The sequence below is a fragment of the Jonquetella anthropi DSM 22815 genome, from assembly GCF_000237805.1.
GTDB classification, from domain to species: Bacteria; Synergistota; Synergistia; order Synergistales; family Dethiosulfovibrionaceae; genus Jonquetella; species Jonquetella anthropi.
The window spans coordinates 588,764-605,717 of record NZ_CM001376.1; the positions used below are offsets into that span (position 1 = coordinate 588,764).

A 16,954-nucleotide genomic window follows, 5' to 3' on the forward strand; every position below is an offset into this window, starting at 1 on the left:
AAAATCCCTGTAAGTGATAAAGAGTTCTCGTCAGCTAGCAGTGGCGAAGCGAAAGAGGTCCTTTATTCCTGAGCCGGCGCTTTCGCGCGTTTTTTCCGACGCAGGAAAATCAGGACGATCAGGGCAATTGCAGCCGCAAGCAGCCCGCCGCCCAGAAGCGGACGATACGCGAGCCACGCGATCGCGATGATGATGAAGGACCACGCAAGCCCAAGAAGGAAAGCGACGAGCCCAGTTCCAGCTCCTACGAGGTCGCCCAAAAACGGCAGCACGTCAGCAACGACCGACAGCGGGCGAAGCAGCATGCCTAAACCGGAGCAGACGAGGACGATTCCGAGGACCCGGAGAATCCACGCCATGGTTTTATTGGCGCTGTGAGCGTCGGCAAAAAGCGTTTCCTGAGCGACGGTTCCGTTTTCGAGGCGGTGAAATTTATACCCGTTGGACGCGGTGTACACGTCAAACGTATCGCCGACCAACTTGGCAACAAACGACACATCGCACGGAAGAACCTGCTTATACGTGATGCGGACGTCGCCCACTGACGGTGCGTTCGGCTTGAGCCCTATATAAACTACATTCGCGCGCGGATGAACGTACTGACGGGCAAGTGCCAACTCTGCGCTGACCTCAGGCTGCGCTGGAGCCGGCTGAGCGGCAGCTGCCTGGGCACCGGCTTCTGGTGCGGGCTGCGACGTCGGTTCAGGCTGGGCTGGCTGGGCGGCAGATTCGGCGCTCGTCTGCGGGACTAAAACGGGCTGAGGCGCCGGAGATGCCTCAAGCTGAGAGGATTCCACCTGGGCCGGTTGGGCAGGCTGGGCCGGCTGCTGTGTCGGTTGGGCCGGCTGAGTCTCTGGGGTAACGTTGAGAAGCTCTGCAAGGGCCGCCAGCTGTTCGTCGGTCGGCGCGGCATTCAACGGGGTGCTTCCGCTGACTTCTGAGACGAGGAACGTGGGGAAGCGGTAGGCCCCCAAATGAGCGTTCGGCGCGTACCAGTTTTCGTCTTCAACTGTCAGCAGCGTGGTGTTCTCGTGTCCGTCAGGATACTTGAAATTCGACGAGTCGACGGGGGAAGAGCCCCACCCTTTGTTGTAACTGTACGTCGTCACAGTTTCCTCGCCGCCGCCAACTTTCTTTTTCTTCTCTGTGCGGGTCGACTCCTGCCACTGGTAGAACTCAACCTGACGGTTGACGGACAGGGCGACGCCTTTGGCGCCGAACGCGTCGTCACCGATAGAGTCCTCGGTGGTGAGCCGGCCGGTACCGTAGACGACTTTGCCGTTCAAGTCAGCAGCGACAGTTCCCGTGTCGCCGAGAGGAACGGTAACGCTCTTGGCTTCGTTGATAGAGTCTCCGGTTTTAACGGTCCGTCCCTCATTCCAGTAAAGCAGCGCTGTCGCGGCGACGAACAAGACAATACCGACAACGATGCCTTTAAAGGAATTCCCAAAACGGCTTCCCCAACCTGTAGTCGTCGTTTCTGTGTACTGATCCATTTGCACGTCCTCCTTATCCTGTCAGTCAAATATCGGTAAAAAATATCGGAACCCGCATTACCGTCGGTACATGATTGAAGCGTGGCCTGTTGTAGAGCTCTTGTCCCCGCCCAACTCACCTGAATTGGTCCGGCCGATGAGAGCTGAACGATGAAGGTTCAGCCGGTCAAGCATTTTCAAGAAAAGCCAAGTTCCTTTGGGGCAGTCGTCTTTGATCTGTCCGAAAAGGCGAAAGTCCTGGGCCAACAAGGCCGCAACGGTAAGATCGTCCTCGGCGTTGCTCGTGGCGACATCTTTATAGTGCGAGAGGTCGCTGCTCAGGATGATGAGACCGTTTTTCGCAAAGAGAGGGGAAAGCTTGACGGCGGCGACAAGCAGCACGGCAAGAGGCGTTTTGCTGCTCACGATCATCGTCGTCAGCGGGACGTCGGGCCAAAGGACGGAAATTCGTTTGGCGTGAACCGTCACGCCGTGATCGCGTCGGGTCAAGGGATCGTCGAACTGGATGCCCGATTCTTGGAGCAGCTCCCGCGTTTTTGGATCGTTCCCACCGAGTACTATTTTCCCGACAGCCCGGTGAAAATGATCCGGGCTGATGACAAAAATCCTGTCCGGCTTCATCCCGCTTTTGACGATTAGGTCGTAGGTTTGGTCAATAAGCGGAGAAACTTCGTGGTGCGGCATTAAAAACGCTGCCGGCTCTGCGGCGCAGGGAGAACTCCAGATGGAGAAAAACGCTGCCAGAAGGAAAATTGTCCTGCGAATGACTGGGATCACAATAGTCTCCGGAAGGCCTGAGTTAGTTGCCCCAAGACGACATGTCGAAAGCCCCGTCGGAGCTCGCCCCCTTGTCGGCGTCGCTTTTTTCCTCTGGGGTGCCAGAACCGTCGGCTGAGAAGTCGAACGCGTTGTCGCCCCCCTGCGAGTTATGTTTTTGGGCCGGTTTCCCCTTGCCTGTTGAGGAATTGGTGCTCGACGTCTGGTCGTAAACATCCCCGTCGAGGAATTCATCGCCCTTTTGAGTGGACTGGGGGAATCGGACGTCAGAATAAATGGCGCAACAGTTGGAGACAAACCAGTACCCGTTGTAATTGCGAAGGATCAGCGGACGGAGCGAGTCTGCGCCGGAGCTTCGGATCGACACTCGCTTGGCTCCTACATAAGCGGGATCATCTTTTACCTCAACGATGTTGAGAGTGTAGTTTTCCGGGTTCATCGCGTAATTGTTTTTCGGCGACGTCCCTTTCGCGTAGCTGCGGAAGATATACGGCCGGTCGTACAGCCTTTCCGCGAAGTAGCTGTAAGTGGCCCGTTTTTCCCAGCCCGGCTTTTCTCTCAGACACAGGGCGACCATGTTGGACGCTTCTTCGTTCAGGTCTTCCTCTAGGTAGGCGTAAACCGCGTCAAAGAACATTCGTGCGGCGCCCTCAGGAGTCTTCGCTACCCTTTTGTACTCGTCCCGGAAGGTTTGAAAATTCCTTGGCAGACGCGCCTGAGCTCCGCCGGCTAAGCACGCGAACAGAAGGAATACTGCGGCGCCACAGAAAAATTTTTTCATCAGATGTGCCTCCTTCATAAGAATAACGTCGTTGATTCGACGGAAAAACACCGAGTTAATGGGGTGGAACGGCCGGAACTTTTAAAGGCATTTCCGCCTGTTCAAGGCTTCCGGGGCGCAGGCTTTCTGCTGACTGAACTTCGCCGTGGCGCTTGACCGGGTCGGCCGGAGGCGTAAGTCGGCAGGCGGCCCATAAAAGAGCGCCAGCGGCGAGGATTGCCAGAAAAATGAGTGATCGTCTTGTCATAGCGAGGGCTCCGAATGAGTGCTGGAAACCTTCGGGAGAGAGGCGTCCATTCGGCCCATAAAATCGGGCAGATCGCGCCGGCCGGAAATGCCGAGTTTCCGATAAAGGTTTCTCAGGTGGTATTTCAGCGTGTTCTGGGTGATGAACAGCTGCCGGCAGATATCATCGTCTTTTAAAGAGTTGAGGAGCATCAGACAGATTCGGTTTTCCTGTGGCGTCAAGGCGAACGGGGCGAGGATCATTTGGGTTCTCACCTCCCTTTGGCCGCGCAGTACGTCGTCCTCTTCCGCCTGGGACAACTGGGACTCTGCTGATGGAGTGCCGCGAGTTGGCAGGAGAATATAAAGGCCGAAGAAAGAAGCCAGAACGAGAGAGAGAAGGGCCACCTGTTCGCTGGAACTGCTCACGAGCCAGCCGGCTAAGAACCGAAGGACCTCCGCTGCCAGAGAGCCTGTGAACATCGTGGCGACCGCAATGCTCGCCCAATAGCGGCACAGGCGCGGAGACGTGGCCTTCTTGCTGGTGAGGATCAAAAACGTCAGCTCGAACAACGCCGTCCCGACGAGAACTGCCCCGTCTCCAATCCGGGGAAGAGCGCTTTGGAGGACGATACCGCTCGCGCAGAGGACGATGACGGCGTATAAAAGCCGAACCGGGGAAAGAACTTTCTCGTCGGAAAACGTCACGCTCGCTTGGACGAACAAAACGACGCTGTAGAGCGCGGACCAAAGCCACGAGGGGAAAAAGGCGTCCTGTTCAACGGTAAATCCCCCGGCGCATTGAACGGTCAGGCAGAACGCGAACAGATAAAGGGCACTGGAACACGGCGGCGGCGTTCCTTTTGAGGGCGCGCAGAATTCAGGTTCAGGGCTCAGCGCCGACAGCGCGGCAAGCGGCAGGCACTGGACGGCGATGATTCGAAGCGGCCCCGCTGGGACGTACGACCGAACCAGAGCCGCAAGCCCGAGCGAGCAAAGAGAAGCGACAGCGTAGCAGAGAGCCATCGATCCCAGCTCCAAGCGGAACATGCGGGTGAAGCACAGGCAACAGATATACGCCGCGCCCGCCGCAGCTAAGGCAAGAAAGGTGACGTACAGCGTGCTGGCCGCTCCAAATGAAAGACTTGACGGGAGCATAAAAAGCCACGGCAGCAGCCGCTGAATGGACTTGCCGGCGTTGAGTTCCGGCAGGTGGTATGCTAGAAGGGAGCTGAAGCACAAAAGCGTCACAAAAGAGAGCCGAAGCACCAGGCTGCTTCCCACGCTGGTGGGTATCAGGGCGTCCGGAGCCAAAGAGAGCCACGCGTTTATTGCTGTAAGGGCGCAAATCAGGCGCCCAGAGCCGGCGATCATAGGCAGCATAGCAATTCCTCCTTTCAGATTGGCGTTCGTCGTTCGTCGTCAGTATCAGTCTGGCCTGACGAAATAACAACTACCCCAATCATTTTCTACGGGTGGGATTTGCCAGCAGGAAAAAAGGAAGGGCGCACGGCAGAAAAGCGTTAAACGATTCTAACTAGAACGTATTTTTACCATATTATAATAGAGCAAAGGTACTGGCGTTGTCCAGCATGTCAGGCTTTGCGGACGCCGCGTTAAGCGGACCGGCGGTCCCGCAGACGCGCATGCCGGTGAGAAAAAATAGCAGGAAAAAACGCTGAAACGGAGAGGTCTCGATGACGCAAAATTTTGGCCTGGAACGGCTTTGCCGGGTGTCTCTGGAAAACTTGAACTCCTTGGCCGGATCTTGGTCAGTGAATTTTGAGGAGCTAGCTTACAGCGGAGGACTCTTCGCGATCTTGGGGCCGACCGGCGCAGGAAAAAGCTCGCTGCTTGACGCAATTTGCCTTGGGCTTTACGGCGCGACGCCGCGCCTCGGGGCGATAACGCAGGGAACCAACGAGCTGATGACGCACGGCGCCGGCAGCTGTAAAGCGTCAGTGACCTTCTGCGCCGCCGGTGAAACTTGGCAGGCCGTTTGGTCTCAGCACCGTTCAGGGAATCATCCCAGCGGCGCCCTGCAGCCCCAGAGGCATCGGCTGGGCAGGGTCAAAAGGGAAAACGGCGTCGATACCGTAGAGCTCGTGGCAGAAAAAATAAACGACGTCCGCGCGAAAATCACCGAGCTGCTTGGCATGGATTTTGTTCAGTTCACTCGGTCGGTCCTCATCCCACAGGGAAAATGGGCGTCGTTCCTATCCGCTCCGCCGTCAGAGCGCGCCGCGCTGCTGGAAAAGCTCACAGGCGCTGAAAAGTACAGCAAAATATCCGAACGGGTTTCTGAAAGCTGGAAAATAGACGAAACCTTATTCGCCGCCAAAAACGCCGAGCTTGACGCCCTCAACGTCCCGTCGTGCGAGGACGCTCAGTCCCTGCTGGCTGAGGTGGAAGAGCTCCGCAGCCGTCGGAAAATATCCTCAGAGGAGCTTCAAAAGGTCGAGAAAAAGCGGGAAAACGCGGCGCTCTGGGCCGCGTACGAGCGGGACTCGGCGGCATTGGAGGCCGACAGAAAAAAGTTTGAGTCAGATCTGAGCGCGTTTGCCGCCGACCAGCTTCGTCTCGAGCGGCACGAGGCGGCGGAGCCGCTTTTTCTGGCCCAGAAGGAACTCGAAAAAAAGCGTGACGCCGTTCTCAGTTTAAAAAACGAGCTGGCGGCCCGAGAAAAAGAGCTGAAAGAAGCTCGGCTGTCTTTAGACGAAAAGCGCGCCGCATATTCAGCCCAAGAGGCCGAACGGCAGAGGGCCCTTGACGAACTGCGGGAAGAGCGGCGGCAGACCAGAGAAGCCCTTTCTGAGCTGGAGGATCGATCAGCTCTTGAGGGGACGCTCTTTCAACTGAGCCAACTGGAGCTGGAAGAAAAAGAGCTCTCAGAGGCAGAAAAGACGGCCGCTCAAAAAATAGCCGGGACGAACGACGAGATAAAAGAAGCGGCGACGGAAGACGAGAGGGTTAGAGCTGCGTTGGCCCAAGCAGAAAAAGGCCTTGAGGCATCGTGCCTGTCCAAACTGAGGTCGTCGCTTGTTGAAGGTCTTCCCTGTCCGCTATGCGGGGCGCTTCATCATCAGCCTATTGCGGGTCAGCCCCAAGACGTCCAAGCGGGCGAGGAACCGGTCCTTTCCGCCAGAAACGCCGTCTTGAAGGCCGGCCGTCGGCTTGCCAGGCTGGAAGAGCGGCTCAAGACGCTTGAGAACGAGCTGGGGACTATTCACCGCCGTCAGGCCGATTGGTCGGAACGTCGACGGAAGTTCGGCGAGCCGGATCTTCTCATTTCCGCTCTGAGTCGGCGCGTTGAAGCTGTGATCTCCCAGCACGACGCGCTGACCGAAAAAATGGAGAAATTGTCGGCCAAAATTGACGAGCTTCAGTCTGGAACGAACGACGCCCCCAAAAGCGATATGAGGTCCATGGAAGAACGGACAAACCGCTTGGAAGGTCTCATCGAAGGGATAAAAAAGACCATCGCCGAGACGGATCGAACAGCAGAAGAAGCCCTTCGGGAGAGAGACGCCGAAAAAAACAAGCTCGAAAGACGCGGTCTGCCGACTTCGCTGAGCGAACTTCGGCTTTCGGACGGCGAGGCGGCGGCGCTGAAAGAAACTGCCGGAGAACTGAGCCGTCGGGCTGCGTCTTTTGAAGGCCGAAGCGGCGAGGTGAAAAAGCGGGCAGAGGGGCTTCCTTCACGTCCCGCCGAGGACGCCGAGGCTTTAGCGGCAGAGTGCGAAACGCTGCGGGAGAAAATGGGCGCGTTGGACCGTGAACTGGGGCAGATGGAAGAGCGGATGAACGCCGAAAAAAGACTGTCCGAAAAACGAGGGCTGCTCCAAAAAGAGGTTCAGGAAATGAAAGGACAGCTTGAACTTCTGAGAGAGCTGTACGGCTTGGTCGGATCGGCGACAAAGTTCCGCAAGTTCGTTCAGACCCTGACGTTTCACTTTTTGCTCCGTCAGGCGAACGTCCATCTGGACGAATTGTCTGGGCGGTACGCCCTCGTGCCGGACAAAAATGAGCCGATGGACTTTGCCGTCATGGATCGGTGGCAGGGCGGAACCGTCCGATCGGCGCGGAGCCTTTCCGGCGGGGAAAGCTTTCTGGTCAGCCTTTCGCTGGCGCTGGCTCTCGGCAGACGCCGATCAGGGGGCGTTCTCTTCCTCGATGAAGGGTTCGGCAACTTGGACGAGGAAAGTCTCGACGGCGTCCTAACAGCGTTGGAAGCCCTCAAAGGGGCCGGCGGTCTGGTGGGCGTGATCTCGCACGTCAGCGCCCTCAAAGACCGAATCAGCTGCCGAATACAGGTCAGCCGAAGTTCAGGGTGGAGCAGCGTCCTGAGCGGACCGGGCGTCATCTCGGAAAAGGTTCATCCTTGACACGCGCCGAATATTTGTATATAGATGATGTGATATCGGGACTGAAGGTGCGGTCCAAACACTTTGATTAGGAGGAAAGACGATGGTCGCGTTGTGGGTTATCTTAGGAATTGTTGTTCTAGTGATCCTTTGGGTCATTCTGCTTTTCAACGGGCTTGTGAGAAAACGCAACGTTGCCGATGAGGCGTGGAGCGGCATTTCTGTTCAGCTCAAGCGCCGTCATGATTTGATCCCTAACCTTGTGGCGACGGCGAAGGGACTGTCAGAGCACGAAAAGACACTGATGGAAAGCGTCACGGCGGCCCGCGCGGCGAAGACCGTCGCGGAAGTCAACAAGGCGGAAGCCGGGCTGAGCGCTGCGCTTCGCGGTTTCGTCGCCACCGTGGAGGCTTACCCGCAGATTAAAGCGGACCAGGGATTCATGAACGTGATGAGCAGCCTGTCCGAACTGGAAAACGACATTCAAATGTCGCGGCGTTACTACAACGGGGCGGCCCGGGACTTCAACACATCGATTCAGGTGTTCCCAGCTAATCTGTTTGCCGGCATGTTGGGCTTTTCCAAGTACGATTTCTTTGAGTTGGAAAACCCGGAAGAAGCCAAGAATCCTCAGGTGCAGTTCTAACGGAGCAGTGATTCGGCGGCGCGGCATATTGCTGTCGCCGCCTTCTCTGTTCTCGTGATGGTTGCGTATTGCCGACGGTTGGAGACCGGAGACCAATCACGCCCTGTGAGTGTGGGGCGGAAAAGCTGAGTTCTTCTCGTGACAAAAAAGCTGCGAGTTGATTCGCGAGGCAAGGGGAGGTATGAGAGGCAGTGAAGTTGACGTTGCGAAAAATACTTTCGGTCTTCGTGGTCCTTTGCACCGTCGCCGTCGGGGCGAGTGCCGCGGTTCGGATATCCGATTACGACGCCACGGTGAGGCCGCAGAAAGACGGCTGGACCGAGATCTCCGAAAGACTGACTGTGACAGCCGACGCCGAAACCGAATGGGCGTTGGAACGAACTATATCCCGAAATCGACGGGACGGCTTAGCCAGCGTTCCAAGCGACTTGGCCCTCGCGTCGGTAACGTGCGGTGAGAACCTCCAAAAGGCCAAGCTGACATCGGTCGGAGAAGGCTCTTGGCGTATCAGCACGCCGCCGGTGAAATTCGGCGACGAAAAAAAACAGGTGTGGACGCTTCGTTATCGAGTTGCCGGGGCGGTCTTCCCTCACGATGGGGCGGAGCGGCTCAGCTGGAACGTGACAAGCAACAAGTGGAGCGTGCCGATTGACCGAGTTTCTGCGACGGTCATCATGCCCGACGAGCAGGTTCACCTGTTGGGGTTTGCCGCTGCGACGGGCAACGCCAAGGAAAGGGGAAAGGACTTTCGCTCCGAGCAGGATGGGGACAGGTCGGTAAAGTTTCAAACGCTGAGCGGTTTGCCGGCCGGCGACGCTCTGGCGTTGTCCGTCGACATGACACCATGTGTCTTTGCCCGCGCCGGCGGAGCGGAAGAAACTGGCCCGTCTGCCGCCGAGCTGGCTTCTCATACCGCGCAGGAAGCTCAGAAACCGGCCATGAAGGTCATTCAGCCGGCAGTGGCAACACAATCAACAAATCCGGCACAACATGCACAGCCAACGCAGCCGGCAAAACAGGTCTTTTCAAACAGCCGGGATCGGATCATGGATTATGACGTGACGGTTCAGGTTGATCGTGATGGGATTTCTCAGGTCACGGAAAAGATCAAGGTCTGGGTCAGCGGCTTAGACCAGATCAAGCGGGGAATTGACCGCGTTATTCCGACTCTGCGGCTCGCGCCTGACCATACCGAGTTTTCTTCTGACCTGAAAATGAAGTCCATATCGCTGGATGGTCAGCCTGTGCCTTGGAAAAGCAAGGATGGAAAAGACGAAGTGGTCCTGTATCGGGTCGGAGACCCGGACAAATACCTTTCCCGCGGCGAGCATACCTTCAAGTTTGTCTATCTGGTCAAGCGTCAGGTCGTCAGCTTCAAAGGCTACGATGAGCTGTACTGGAACGCCACAGGGAACTATTGGAAATTCCCCATCGAAAAGGCGAGAGCCCGGCTGGCGCTTCCGCAGGGTGCGATTATTGAAGCGGCGGATTATTGGACCGGCGCGACCAAATCGAAAGAAAAGAACGCCTCAAGTCAAAAGGTTGACGACCGGACGTGGACGTTCGAGACGACGCGCCCGTTGGACGTCCAAGAGGGCCTGACGGTTGCCGTGAAGTTTAACCAAGGCGTCGTAATCAACAAAGAAACGGTCTTCGTGCGGTTTGGGCTGAACAACATGATGATCCTGACGGGGATTATTTCTGCCTTTTTGGCCTTGCTCGCGTGGTTTATTTTTGGCAGGGACCCTCGGCCGGGAGTCATCATTCCGCTGTTCCACGCGCCGGAGGGCGTTTCGGCGGCGGTCGCAGAACGTTTGTTTTGCGGGCGCATGGAGGGGCATATCGTCGGCACAGCCATTCTGTCCCTAGCCACGAAAGGTCAGATCACGATTGAGGGAAACAAAAAGGACGGGTACGTTCTGAACGAGGCCGGAGAAGATGTCAAAAAGAAGTATCAAAACCGGCCTTTGACAGGAGACGAAAAGGACTTCCTAGCCAAGCTCGATTTGCCGGTGACCCTCAGGAAAAACACATCGGACTCATCCGTAATTTACGGCGCGTACCAAGAGCTGGCTCTCGACACGGAGGTTGCACTTTCTGACTGTGCTGAAGACAACATGTTGATCCGCATAGGATTGGTCCTGCTGACATTTGTGCTTGTCGGAGTGGGATGCTGGCTTGCAAGTCCAGGCGGAACCGAATGGATTTTGGCGGTATTCATGTACGCCTTTGGCTGCGTTTTTATTAGCGGAGTCGCGTGTGGGATACGGAGAAGCTGTCAGATACCCGGCGGCTGGCTCAGAAGGCTACTGAAGGGCGGTTTTCGCCTGCTCTTCATCAGCCTTTTCATTGGAGTTGTCCTCAGCGGACTTTTTGGGTATATCGCCGACGTGCCCGAAGCTCTCAGGCCGGGGATGACCGTGCTCGCCGTCATGCCGTATATCATCGTCTGGGCGGTGGGATTTTTAGGCCGGTTAACCCCTGAGGGCAGGCAGCTGAAAGACCAGCTGTTGGGACTGAAAAAGTACATTTGTTTGGCTGAGAAAGAGCGGATGAAGCTCATAGACCCACCGGACAAGACGCCGGAGCACTTTGAAGAGCTTCTGCCGTACGCTCTGGCTCTTGGCGTCGAACACCAGTGGGCCGAGAGCTTTGCGGAGATCTTTAAAAAGCTGCAGGCTGAAAATCAGTGGACGCCCTCGTGGTATGAAGGAGAAGGCTTGGCGTTTGCTGCCTCGAGCTTCTGTTCCGACATTTCTTCGAGCATGAGCGACGTCATCTCTTCAGAAGTGGCCCGCGAGATGAGAGCGGCGGCGGCGTCAGGCAGCGGCGGCGGCTTCGGCGGTGGCGGCTGCGGCGGTGGCGGCTGCAGCGGCGGCGGTGGCGGCGGTGGCGGCGGTGGCGGTTGGTAAAGAACCGTCGGCCGGCGTCCGTTAACTGATGTGACGAGCGGCGAAAAAGCCGAAGGCTCCTTCGCCGCGTTTCCATTCTTTGCGGGAGGTTCCGCCGTTGAAAATTCTCCACACGTCGGACTGGCATTTAGGAAAACGCCTGTTCGGGCACAACCTTCGGGAAGCGAGTGAGAGCTTTTGCTCTTGGCTCGTCGGCCTGCTTGAAGCCGAACGGGTCGACGCGCTGTTGGTGAGCGGCGACGTGTTCGATTCCTCCACGCCGCCGCTGTGGGCGCAGCGCTGCTATTTTGACGTCCTGTTGAAGGCCCGGGAACTCTGCCGGGCCGTAGTTGTCACGTCAGGGAACCATGACTCAGCGGAGTTTTTGGAGATAACAGGGATCCCGCTTCGGGAGCTTGGCATCTTCGTTTTCGGGCGACCCGCCGAAGACCTGACGGAGCAGGTTGTCATGGTTCAAAACGCTTCCAGCGAGCCGGTTGGGCTCGTGGCGGCTCAGCCATTTCTCCATGAGTCGGACCTTCACCGCGGCTCATCGCTGGAAGACATTGAGGCTCTCCGAGAAGAGACGTACCGCTGCGCGCAGTCCCGCTTCGCCGAACTGTACGCCGCTTCCCGCGCGCTGAACCCCGAGCGGCTTCCTGTGGTGTGCATGGCTCATCTGTTCGCCGTGGGAGCAAAAGTCGGCGAGGGAGACGGCATGCGGGATTTGGCTATCGGCGGGCTTGACGCGTTCGACTGCCGGGCGCTGGCGGGCTTCGACTACGTGGCGCTCGGTCACGTTCATCGGGCGCAGAACGTGGTCGGAGAGGCGGTTCGCTACTCCGGTTCGCCTCTGGCGCTCGGCTTCGGCGACGCCGGAGCAGTGAAGACTCTCTCTATTGTGGACGTCAGCGCTGGGGAAACGCCGATCGTTCGCGAAATTCCTGTCCCGCCGTTTGTGAAACTCGCCCGATTGAGCGGCTCTTTTGCGGAGATCTTAGAACGCCTAGCCGAGCTGACGGCAAAGGGAGAGCCGGTTTGGGTAGAGCTGACGCTCAGCGAGCCTTCTCGGGGCAGGGACTTGTGGAGCGAGTTCCAGCAGACGGCTCAGGACAGTCCGGTTGAGATACTGTGCGTTCACGTTCCTGACGATCCGGCCGCCACGTTGGCCTCTTGTCCTCAGCAGCTGGAAGAGATGTCTCCGACGGAGGTGTTCCGTAAGCTGATGGAAGAAACCGGCGTCGAATCGGCCCGGCGGGAATCGCTGGAGACGTTGTTCAACCGTTTTGTCCAAGAGCTGGACGCCGGGTCCGAAAAATGACCGTCGGTTCATTGTGTTTCGCCGTCTGTTGTGGTACCATTCACGTGACGAGGTGTAGGCGTAACGGTGGAGAGTGGGGTGTCCCACTCTTCGTTTTTTGTGAGAGGGGTTGATGAGATGGGTTCGTCGTTCCCGGCCCTCCGGGGAGAGCTGACTGCTCTGCTGAAGCCGGTCGTTGTGGAACTCGGCTACAGGTGGGAAGGCCTTCAGCTGGAAGAAATTGGTTCGATGACAGTTCGCGTTTTCATCGACGGGCCGAACGGCGTGACGGCGGACGACTGTGAAGTTGTCTCAAAGGCCATCGACCCGCTGTTGGAAGGAGCTATGGCGGACAGCAATCGATATTATCTGGAAGTGAGCTCCCCCGGATTGGAGCGGTTCCTTTTCGAGCTGGACGACTACCGCCGGTTTATCGGCGAAACCGCTCGGATTCGTTTCCACGGCGAAGGTTCTCACATCAAGCGCCTGACTGGAGTTGTCGAAGCTGTGGACGAAGAAGGGCGCGTCACAATTCATACGGAAGAAGAAACTGCTGCGATTCCGTTCGAGGATATCGTTGAAGGATCGCTTGTCTATAAACCTCAGAAGGGCGAAAAGAAAACGTTCAAGCGAAGCGCTGGCAAGGGAGGTTCCCGCTAAAATGGAATTGGGATTGGACTGCATCAGGGCTCTGAAGAGCCTTGCCGAAGAGAGCAATCTGTCGGAAGACGTCATCGTAGCAAGCTTGGAAGCGGCGCTTGGCGCGGCGTATCGAAAGTACCGGGAGGGCACGACCGAGCCGGAAGTGCACCTCAACCGAGAGACCGGCGAAGTCGAAATTTACGACGTTCGCCGGACGACGGAGAACCCAGTCGCCGGAACCAGCGAGATCACTCAAGCGGAAGCGGCTCAAATGGGATATTCGGACGTTCAGCCCGGCGATTTGGTCCGCGTGCCGGTGTACGTCCACCCGGAGAAGTTCGGCCGCATTGCCGCTCAAACGGCCCGTCAGGTGATTATTCAGCGGCTGAAGGACGCGGAGCGGGAAGTCGTGTTCAACGAGTTCTCCGAGAAGATCGGCGACTTAGTGCTCGGCGAAGTGATCCGCTCGGAAAACGATCAGGTGCTCATTCACATCGGCGAGCGGAGCGAGGCGCTTTTACAGAGGGAAGAGCGGATCCCTAACGAAAAGTACGATATCGGCATGAGGCTCAGGTTTTTCCTGCTGGACGTCCGCCAGACGACCCGAGGGCCGCGAATCGTCCTGTCCCGCACGCACCCGGGGCTCCTTCGCCGGCTGATGGAGCTGGAAATTCCTGAAATAGCCGACGGAACGGTGGAAATCAAGGGCATCGTCCGGGAAGCCGGCGCGCGGGCAAAAGTCGCCGTGGCGACGACAGATCCGTCGGTCGATCCTTTGGGCGCCTGCGTCGGCGCTTCTGGCGCGAGAATCCGTTCCATCAGCAGCGAACTTTGCGAGGAGAAAATTGACATCGTCCTGTGGGACGAAGACCCATTGACATACGTCAAGAACTCCCTTTCTCCGGCGACGCCGGTTAAAATTGAGCTGGTTCCCGACGCGGAAAGGTCAGTCCGGGTATTTGTCAAACCCGACCAGCTGTCACTGGCCATCGGTAAGACCGGGCAGAACGTTCGGCTGGCGGCCCGGCTCACCGGATGGAAGCTGGATATTCAATCGTCCGAGAAGTTGGACGAGCCCGCCGGGCAGACTCGGTGAAGCAGACGATTAACCCCCGCAGCTGCGTCGCCTGCCGAAAAACGGACCAGCCGGAAAACATGATTCGGGTTGTCCGCGCTCCCGATGGGAGCGTCTGGATCGACCGGGACGGCAAAGGACAGGGCCGGGGTGCCTACGTCTGCAAAGACGAGCGCTGTATCGTCCTGACCTGTAAGAAAAAGTTGCTCGACAAAGCGCTTCGCTGTTCGGTCCCAGCTGACGTTTACGTCTCTCTAGCGGCCGAAGCCGGGACGAAAACGGCGGGCGCAGGCCGGACGGAGGACCTGCTTTCCCTGTTCGGCTTGGCGCGAAGCGGCGGAAACCTGACGATCGGTCAGGATAAAATTATTGAAGAACTCAAATCGGGCAAACGTCTCGCCGTCTTTACGGCCAGCGACGCGTCCGCCCGGTTTATTGAAAGCCTCAGAGACCGATGCCGGATCGTTCCGGTTTCAGCGGATCGGGAACGGCTGGGGAAAGCTCTGGGACTGCAAAGCTGTCAGGCGGTGGCTCTGGAAGAAGATTCGGGTTTTGCTCGGAAGGCGGGAGACTTCCTGCCGGAGGAAGGAGATGTGCATATCGAACATGCGAGTATATGAACTGTCCCGTCAGATGGGCATATCAACAAAAGAACTGTTGGCGCTGTTGGCGTCGTTGGGTATTGAGGTGAAAAATCAGCTGGGCTCGTTGGACGAGGCGACGGCTGAAAGGGTTATCGCCGCGTATGAGTCTTCTAAGCTCAAAGCGGAGGAAAAAGCGGAAAAGGCCGGAGAAAAGAAATCGGAAAAACACAAGGCAGAAATTTCTCAGAAACAGGCTCCGGCCGAGGAAGCAAAGCCGGCGGCTCAAAAGCCGGCCGCTGAACCGAAGCCGGCTCAGCCGGCCCCTCAGCCGACTGAAAAGCCCAAAAAGGAATCCACGCCTGTTCGGGACGTGTTTGTTGAAAAGGGCAGCACGATTGAAGACGTGGCTGCCGCTTTAGGCGTCTCTGCCGGCGAGGCGGTCAAGCGCCTGATCTCTGAAGGGCTCATGCTCCCGGCCGATCGGCCCGCTGACGACGAAGTCCTTCTGGTGCTCGGAGAGGCGTTCGGCGTGAACTTGGACTGGGCGAAGCCCAAGGAAGAAGAGAAGAAGACCACCAGCATGCGGCCGACGCTCAAAGGCGACAAGCAGGTCGAGCGGTCGCCGATCGTCACCGTGATGGGGCACGTTGACCACGGCAAGACGTCCACGCTGGATGCCATCCGGAAGACCCGGGTCACCGAGCGGGAGGCTGGCGGCATTACCCAGCATATCGGGGCGTCGCACGTCACCCACAACGGAAAGACCATCGTCTTTTTGGACACGCCGGGACACGCGGCCTTCACGTCCATGCGGGCCCGGGGCGCTCAGGTGACCGACATCGCCGTTCTGGTCGTGGCGGCCGACGACGGCGTCATGCCCCAGACCGTCGAAGCGATCAACCACGCGAAAGCGGCCGGCGTGCCGATCATCGTGGCTATCAACAAGATGGACAAGCCGAGCGCCAACCCGGATCAGGTGAAGCAGCAGCTGGGCGGCTACGGCCTTGTGGCGGAGGACTGGGGCGGCGACACGCCGATGGTTCAGATTTCCGCCAAGTCCGGCAAGAACATCGACGAACTGCTAGAGATGATCCTTCTCGTCGCCGAAATGGAAGAGCTCAAGGCGGATCCGACCGTCAGCCCTGAAGGCGTGGTTATCGAGTCTCGGCTCGACCGCGGCAAAGGGGCTATGGCATCGGTGATCGTCCAGCAGGGAACCCTGCACCAAGGCGACGTGATCGTCATGGAATCGTGCTGGGGCAAGGTCCGCGCCATGTTCAACGACGCGGGCAAGTCGGTTCGCTCGGCCGGTCCCTCCACGGCCGTTGAGGTGCTGGGCATGAGCGCGGTGCCTCAGCCGGGAGAGAAGTTCTACCGCGTCGAGTCCGAGAAAAAGGTCCGGGACATCTTCTCAGCTCAGGAAGAGCAGCGGAGAAACGTTCAGAACGAGCCGGTCAAGCGCATGACCCTCGAAGACCTGTACAGCCAGATGGGCGAAGGCGAAAAGCCTGTCCTGTCGATAGTGCTCAAGTGCGACGTGCAGGGGACGACCGAAGCCATCGTCGGGGCGCTGGAAAAACTTTCGACCAACGAAGTTTCTGTGGCGCTGGTTCATACCGGCGTCGGGCGGATTTCCGAGTCGGACGTCATGCTGGCGTCGGCTTCAAATGCCGTCATCATCGGATTTAACGTCAGACCTGACACCAACGTCGAAAAAGTGGCCGAGCGGGAAAACGTGCAGATACGACTTTATCAGGTCATTTACGACATCATGGACGACGTGAAAGCCGCCATGGAAGGTCTACTGAAGCCGAAGATCACCGAGAACCGGCTCGGCGAGGCCGAGATCAGAGCCGATTTCCGCGTGCCCAAGGTCGGCCGGGTGGCCGGCTGCATGGTGACCGACGGGACAATCAAAAAGAACGCCAGCGTTCGGCTCATCCGCGATGGCGTCGTCGTCTGGACCGGGGCGATCGCGTCGCTGCGGCGGGTCAAAGACGAGGCGTCAGAGGTCAAGGCAGGATTTGAGTGCGGCATGACCTTTACGAACTTCCAAGACTTCCACGTGAACGACGTCGTGGAGTGCTACGAAGTTCTTGAGGAAAAACGCACGCTCTAGCGAACGGTGCTAAAAGGAGCGTACCGGGAAAGGAAACGAAAATGAGCGGCTTTC

At 57.9% G+C, this 16,954-nt stretch carries 12 protein-coding genes; 8 read left to right on the forward strand and 4 right to left on the reverse strand.

The genetic code is table 11. The features are described from left to right. Positions 1-62: 62 nt before the first annotated feature. The 4 genes from JONANDRAFT_RS02630 to JONANDRAFT_RS02650 form a co-directional block, all read right to left on the reverse strand. Positions 63-1,496, reverse strand: a complete 1,434-nt coding sequence (locus JONANDRAFT_RS02630; protein ID WP_008520561.1) for a TMEM43 family protein — start codon at positions 1,494-1,496, stop codon at positions 63-65. A gap of 57 nt (positions 1,497-1,553) precedes the next feature. Further along, positions 1,554-2,273, reverse strand: a complete 720-nt coding sequence (gene amrB, locus JONANDRAFT_RS02635; protein ID WP_008522688.1) for an AmmeMemoRadiSam system protein B — start codon at positions 2,271-2,273, stop codon at positions 1,554-1,556. Between the two features lie 22 nt (positions 2,274-2,295). Next, positions 2,296-3,054, reverse strand: a complete 759-nt coding sequence (locus tag JONANDRAFT_RS08240; RefSeq protein ID WP_008522689.1) for a DUF6935 domain-containing protein — start codon at positions 3,052-3,054, stop codon at positions 2,296-2,298. Positions 3,055-3,297: 243 nt separating this feature from the next. Beyond that, positions 3,298-4,662 (reverse strand): helix-turn-helix transcriptional regulator, encoded by a 1,365-nt coding sequence (locus JONANDRAFT_RS02650; RefSeq protein ID WP_008520569.1) that lies wholly within the window; start codon positions 4,660-4,662, stop codon positions 3,298-3,300. A gap of 314 nt (positions 4,663-4,976) precedes the next feature. On the opposite strand from JONANDRAFT_RS02650, the gene JONANDRAFT_RS02655 reads away from it, so the two are divergent. The 8 genes from JONANDRAFT_RS02655 (at position 4,977) to infB (ending at position 16,900) form a co-directional block, all read left to right on the forward strand. Then, complete coding sequence (locus JONANDRAFT_RS02655; RefSeq protein ID WP_008522690.1) at positions 4,977-7,664, forward strand: AAA family ATPase; 2,688 nt, start codon at positions 4,977-4,979, stop codon at positions 7,662-7,664. Between the two features lie 82 nt (positions 7,665-7,746). Next, complete coding sequence (locus tag JONANDRAFT_RS02660) at positions 7,747-8,289, forward strand: LemA family protein (RefSeq protein WP_008522691.1); 543 nt, start codon at positions 7,747-7,749, stop codon at positions 8,287-8,289. Between the two features lie 191 nt (positions 8,290-8,480). Continuing rightward, entirely contained in the window at positions 8,481-11,201 is a 2,721-nt protein-coding gene (locus JONANDRAFT_RS02665; protein ID WP_008522692.1) for a DUF2207 domain-containing protein, read from the forward strand. A 97-nt stretch (positions 11,202-11,298) separates the two neighbouring features. Further along, positions 11,299-12,501, forward strand: a complete 1,203-nt coding sequence (locus JONANDRAFT_RS02670; RefSeq protein WP_008520577.1) for an exonuclease SbcCD subunit D C-terminal domain-containing protein — start codon at positions 11,299-11,301, stop codon at positions 12,499-12,501. A gap of 117 nt (positions 12,502-12,618) precedes the next feature. Beyond that, complete coding sequence (locus tag JONANDRAFT_RS02675; RefSeq protein ID WP_008520579.1) at positions 12,619-13,140, forward strand: ribosome maturation factor RimP; 522 nt, start codon at positions 12,619-12,621, stop codon at positions 13,138-13,140. Position 13,141: 1 nt separating this feature from the next. Continuing rightward, positions 13,142-14,218, forward strand: coding sequence for a transcription termination factor NusA (gene nusA, locus JONANDRAFT_RS02680; protein ID WP_008520581.1), 1,077 nt, complete (start codon positions 13,142-13,144; stop codon positions 14,216-14,218). Further along, on the forward strand, positions 14,215-14,817 hold the full coding sequence (gene rnpM / locus JONANDRAFT_RS02685; protein WP_008520584.1) for an RNase P modulator RnpM: 603 nt from the start codon (positions 14,215-14,217) through the stop codon (positions 14,815-14,817). Before nusA ends, rnpM begins: the two co-directional genes overlap by 4 nt. After that, on the forward strand, positions 14,804-16,900 hold the full coding sequence (gene infB, locus JONANDRAFT_RS02690) for a translation initiation factor IF-2 (protein WP_155801287.1): 2,097 nt from the start codon (positions 14,804-14,806) through the stop codon (positions 16,898-16,900). The genes rnpM and infB overlap by 14 nt, the downstream gene beginning before the upstream one ends. Positions 16,901-16,954: the final 54 nt, after the last annotated feature.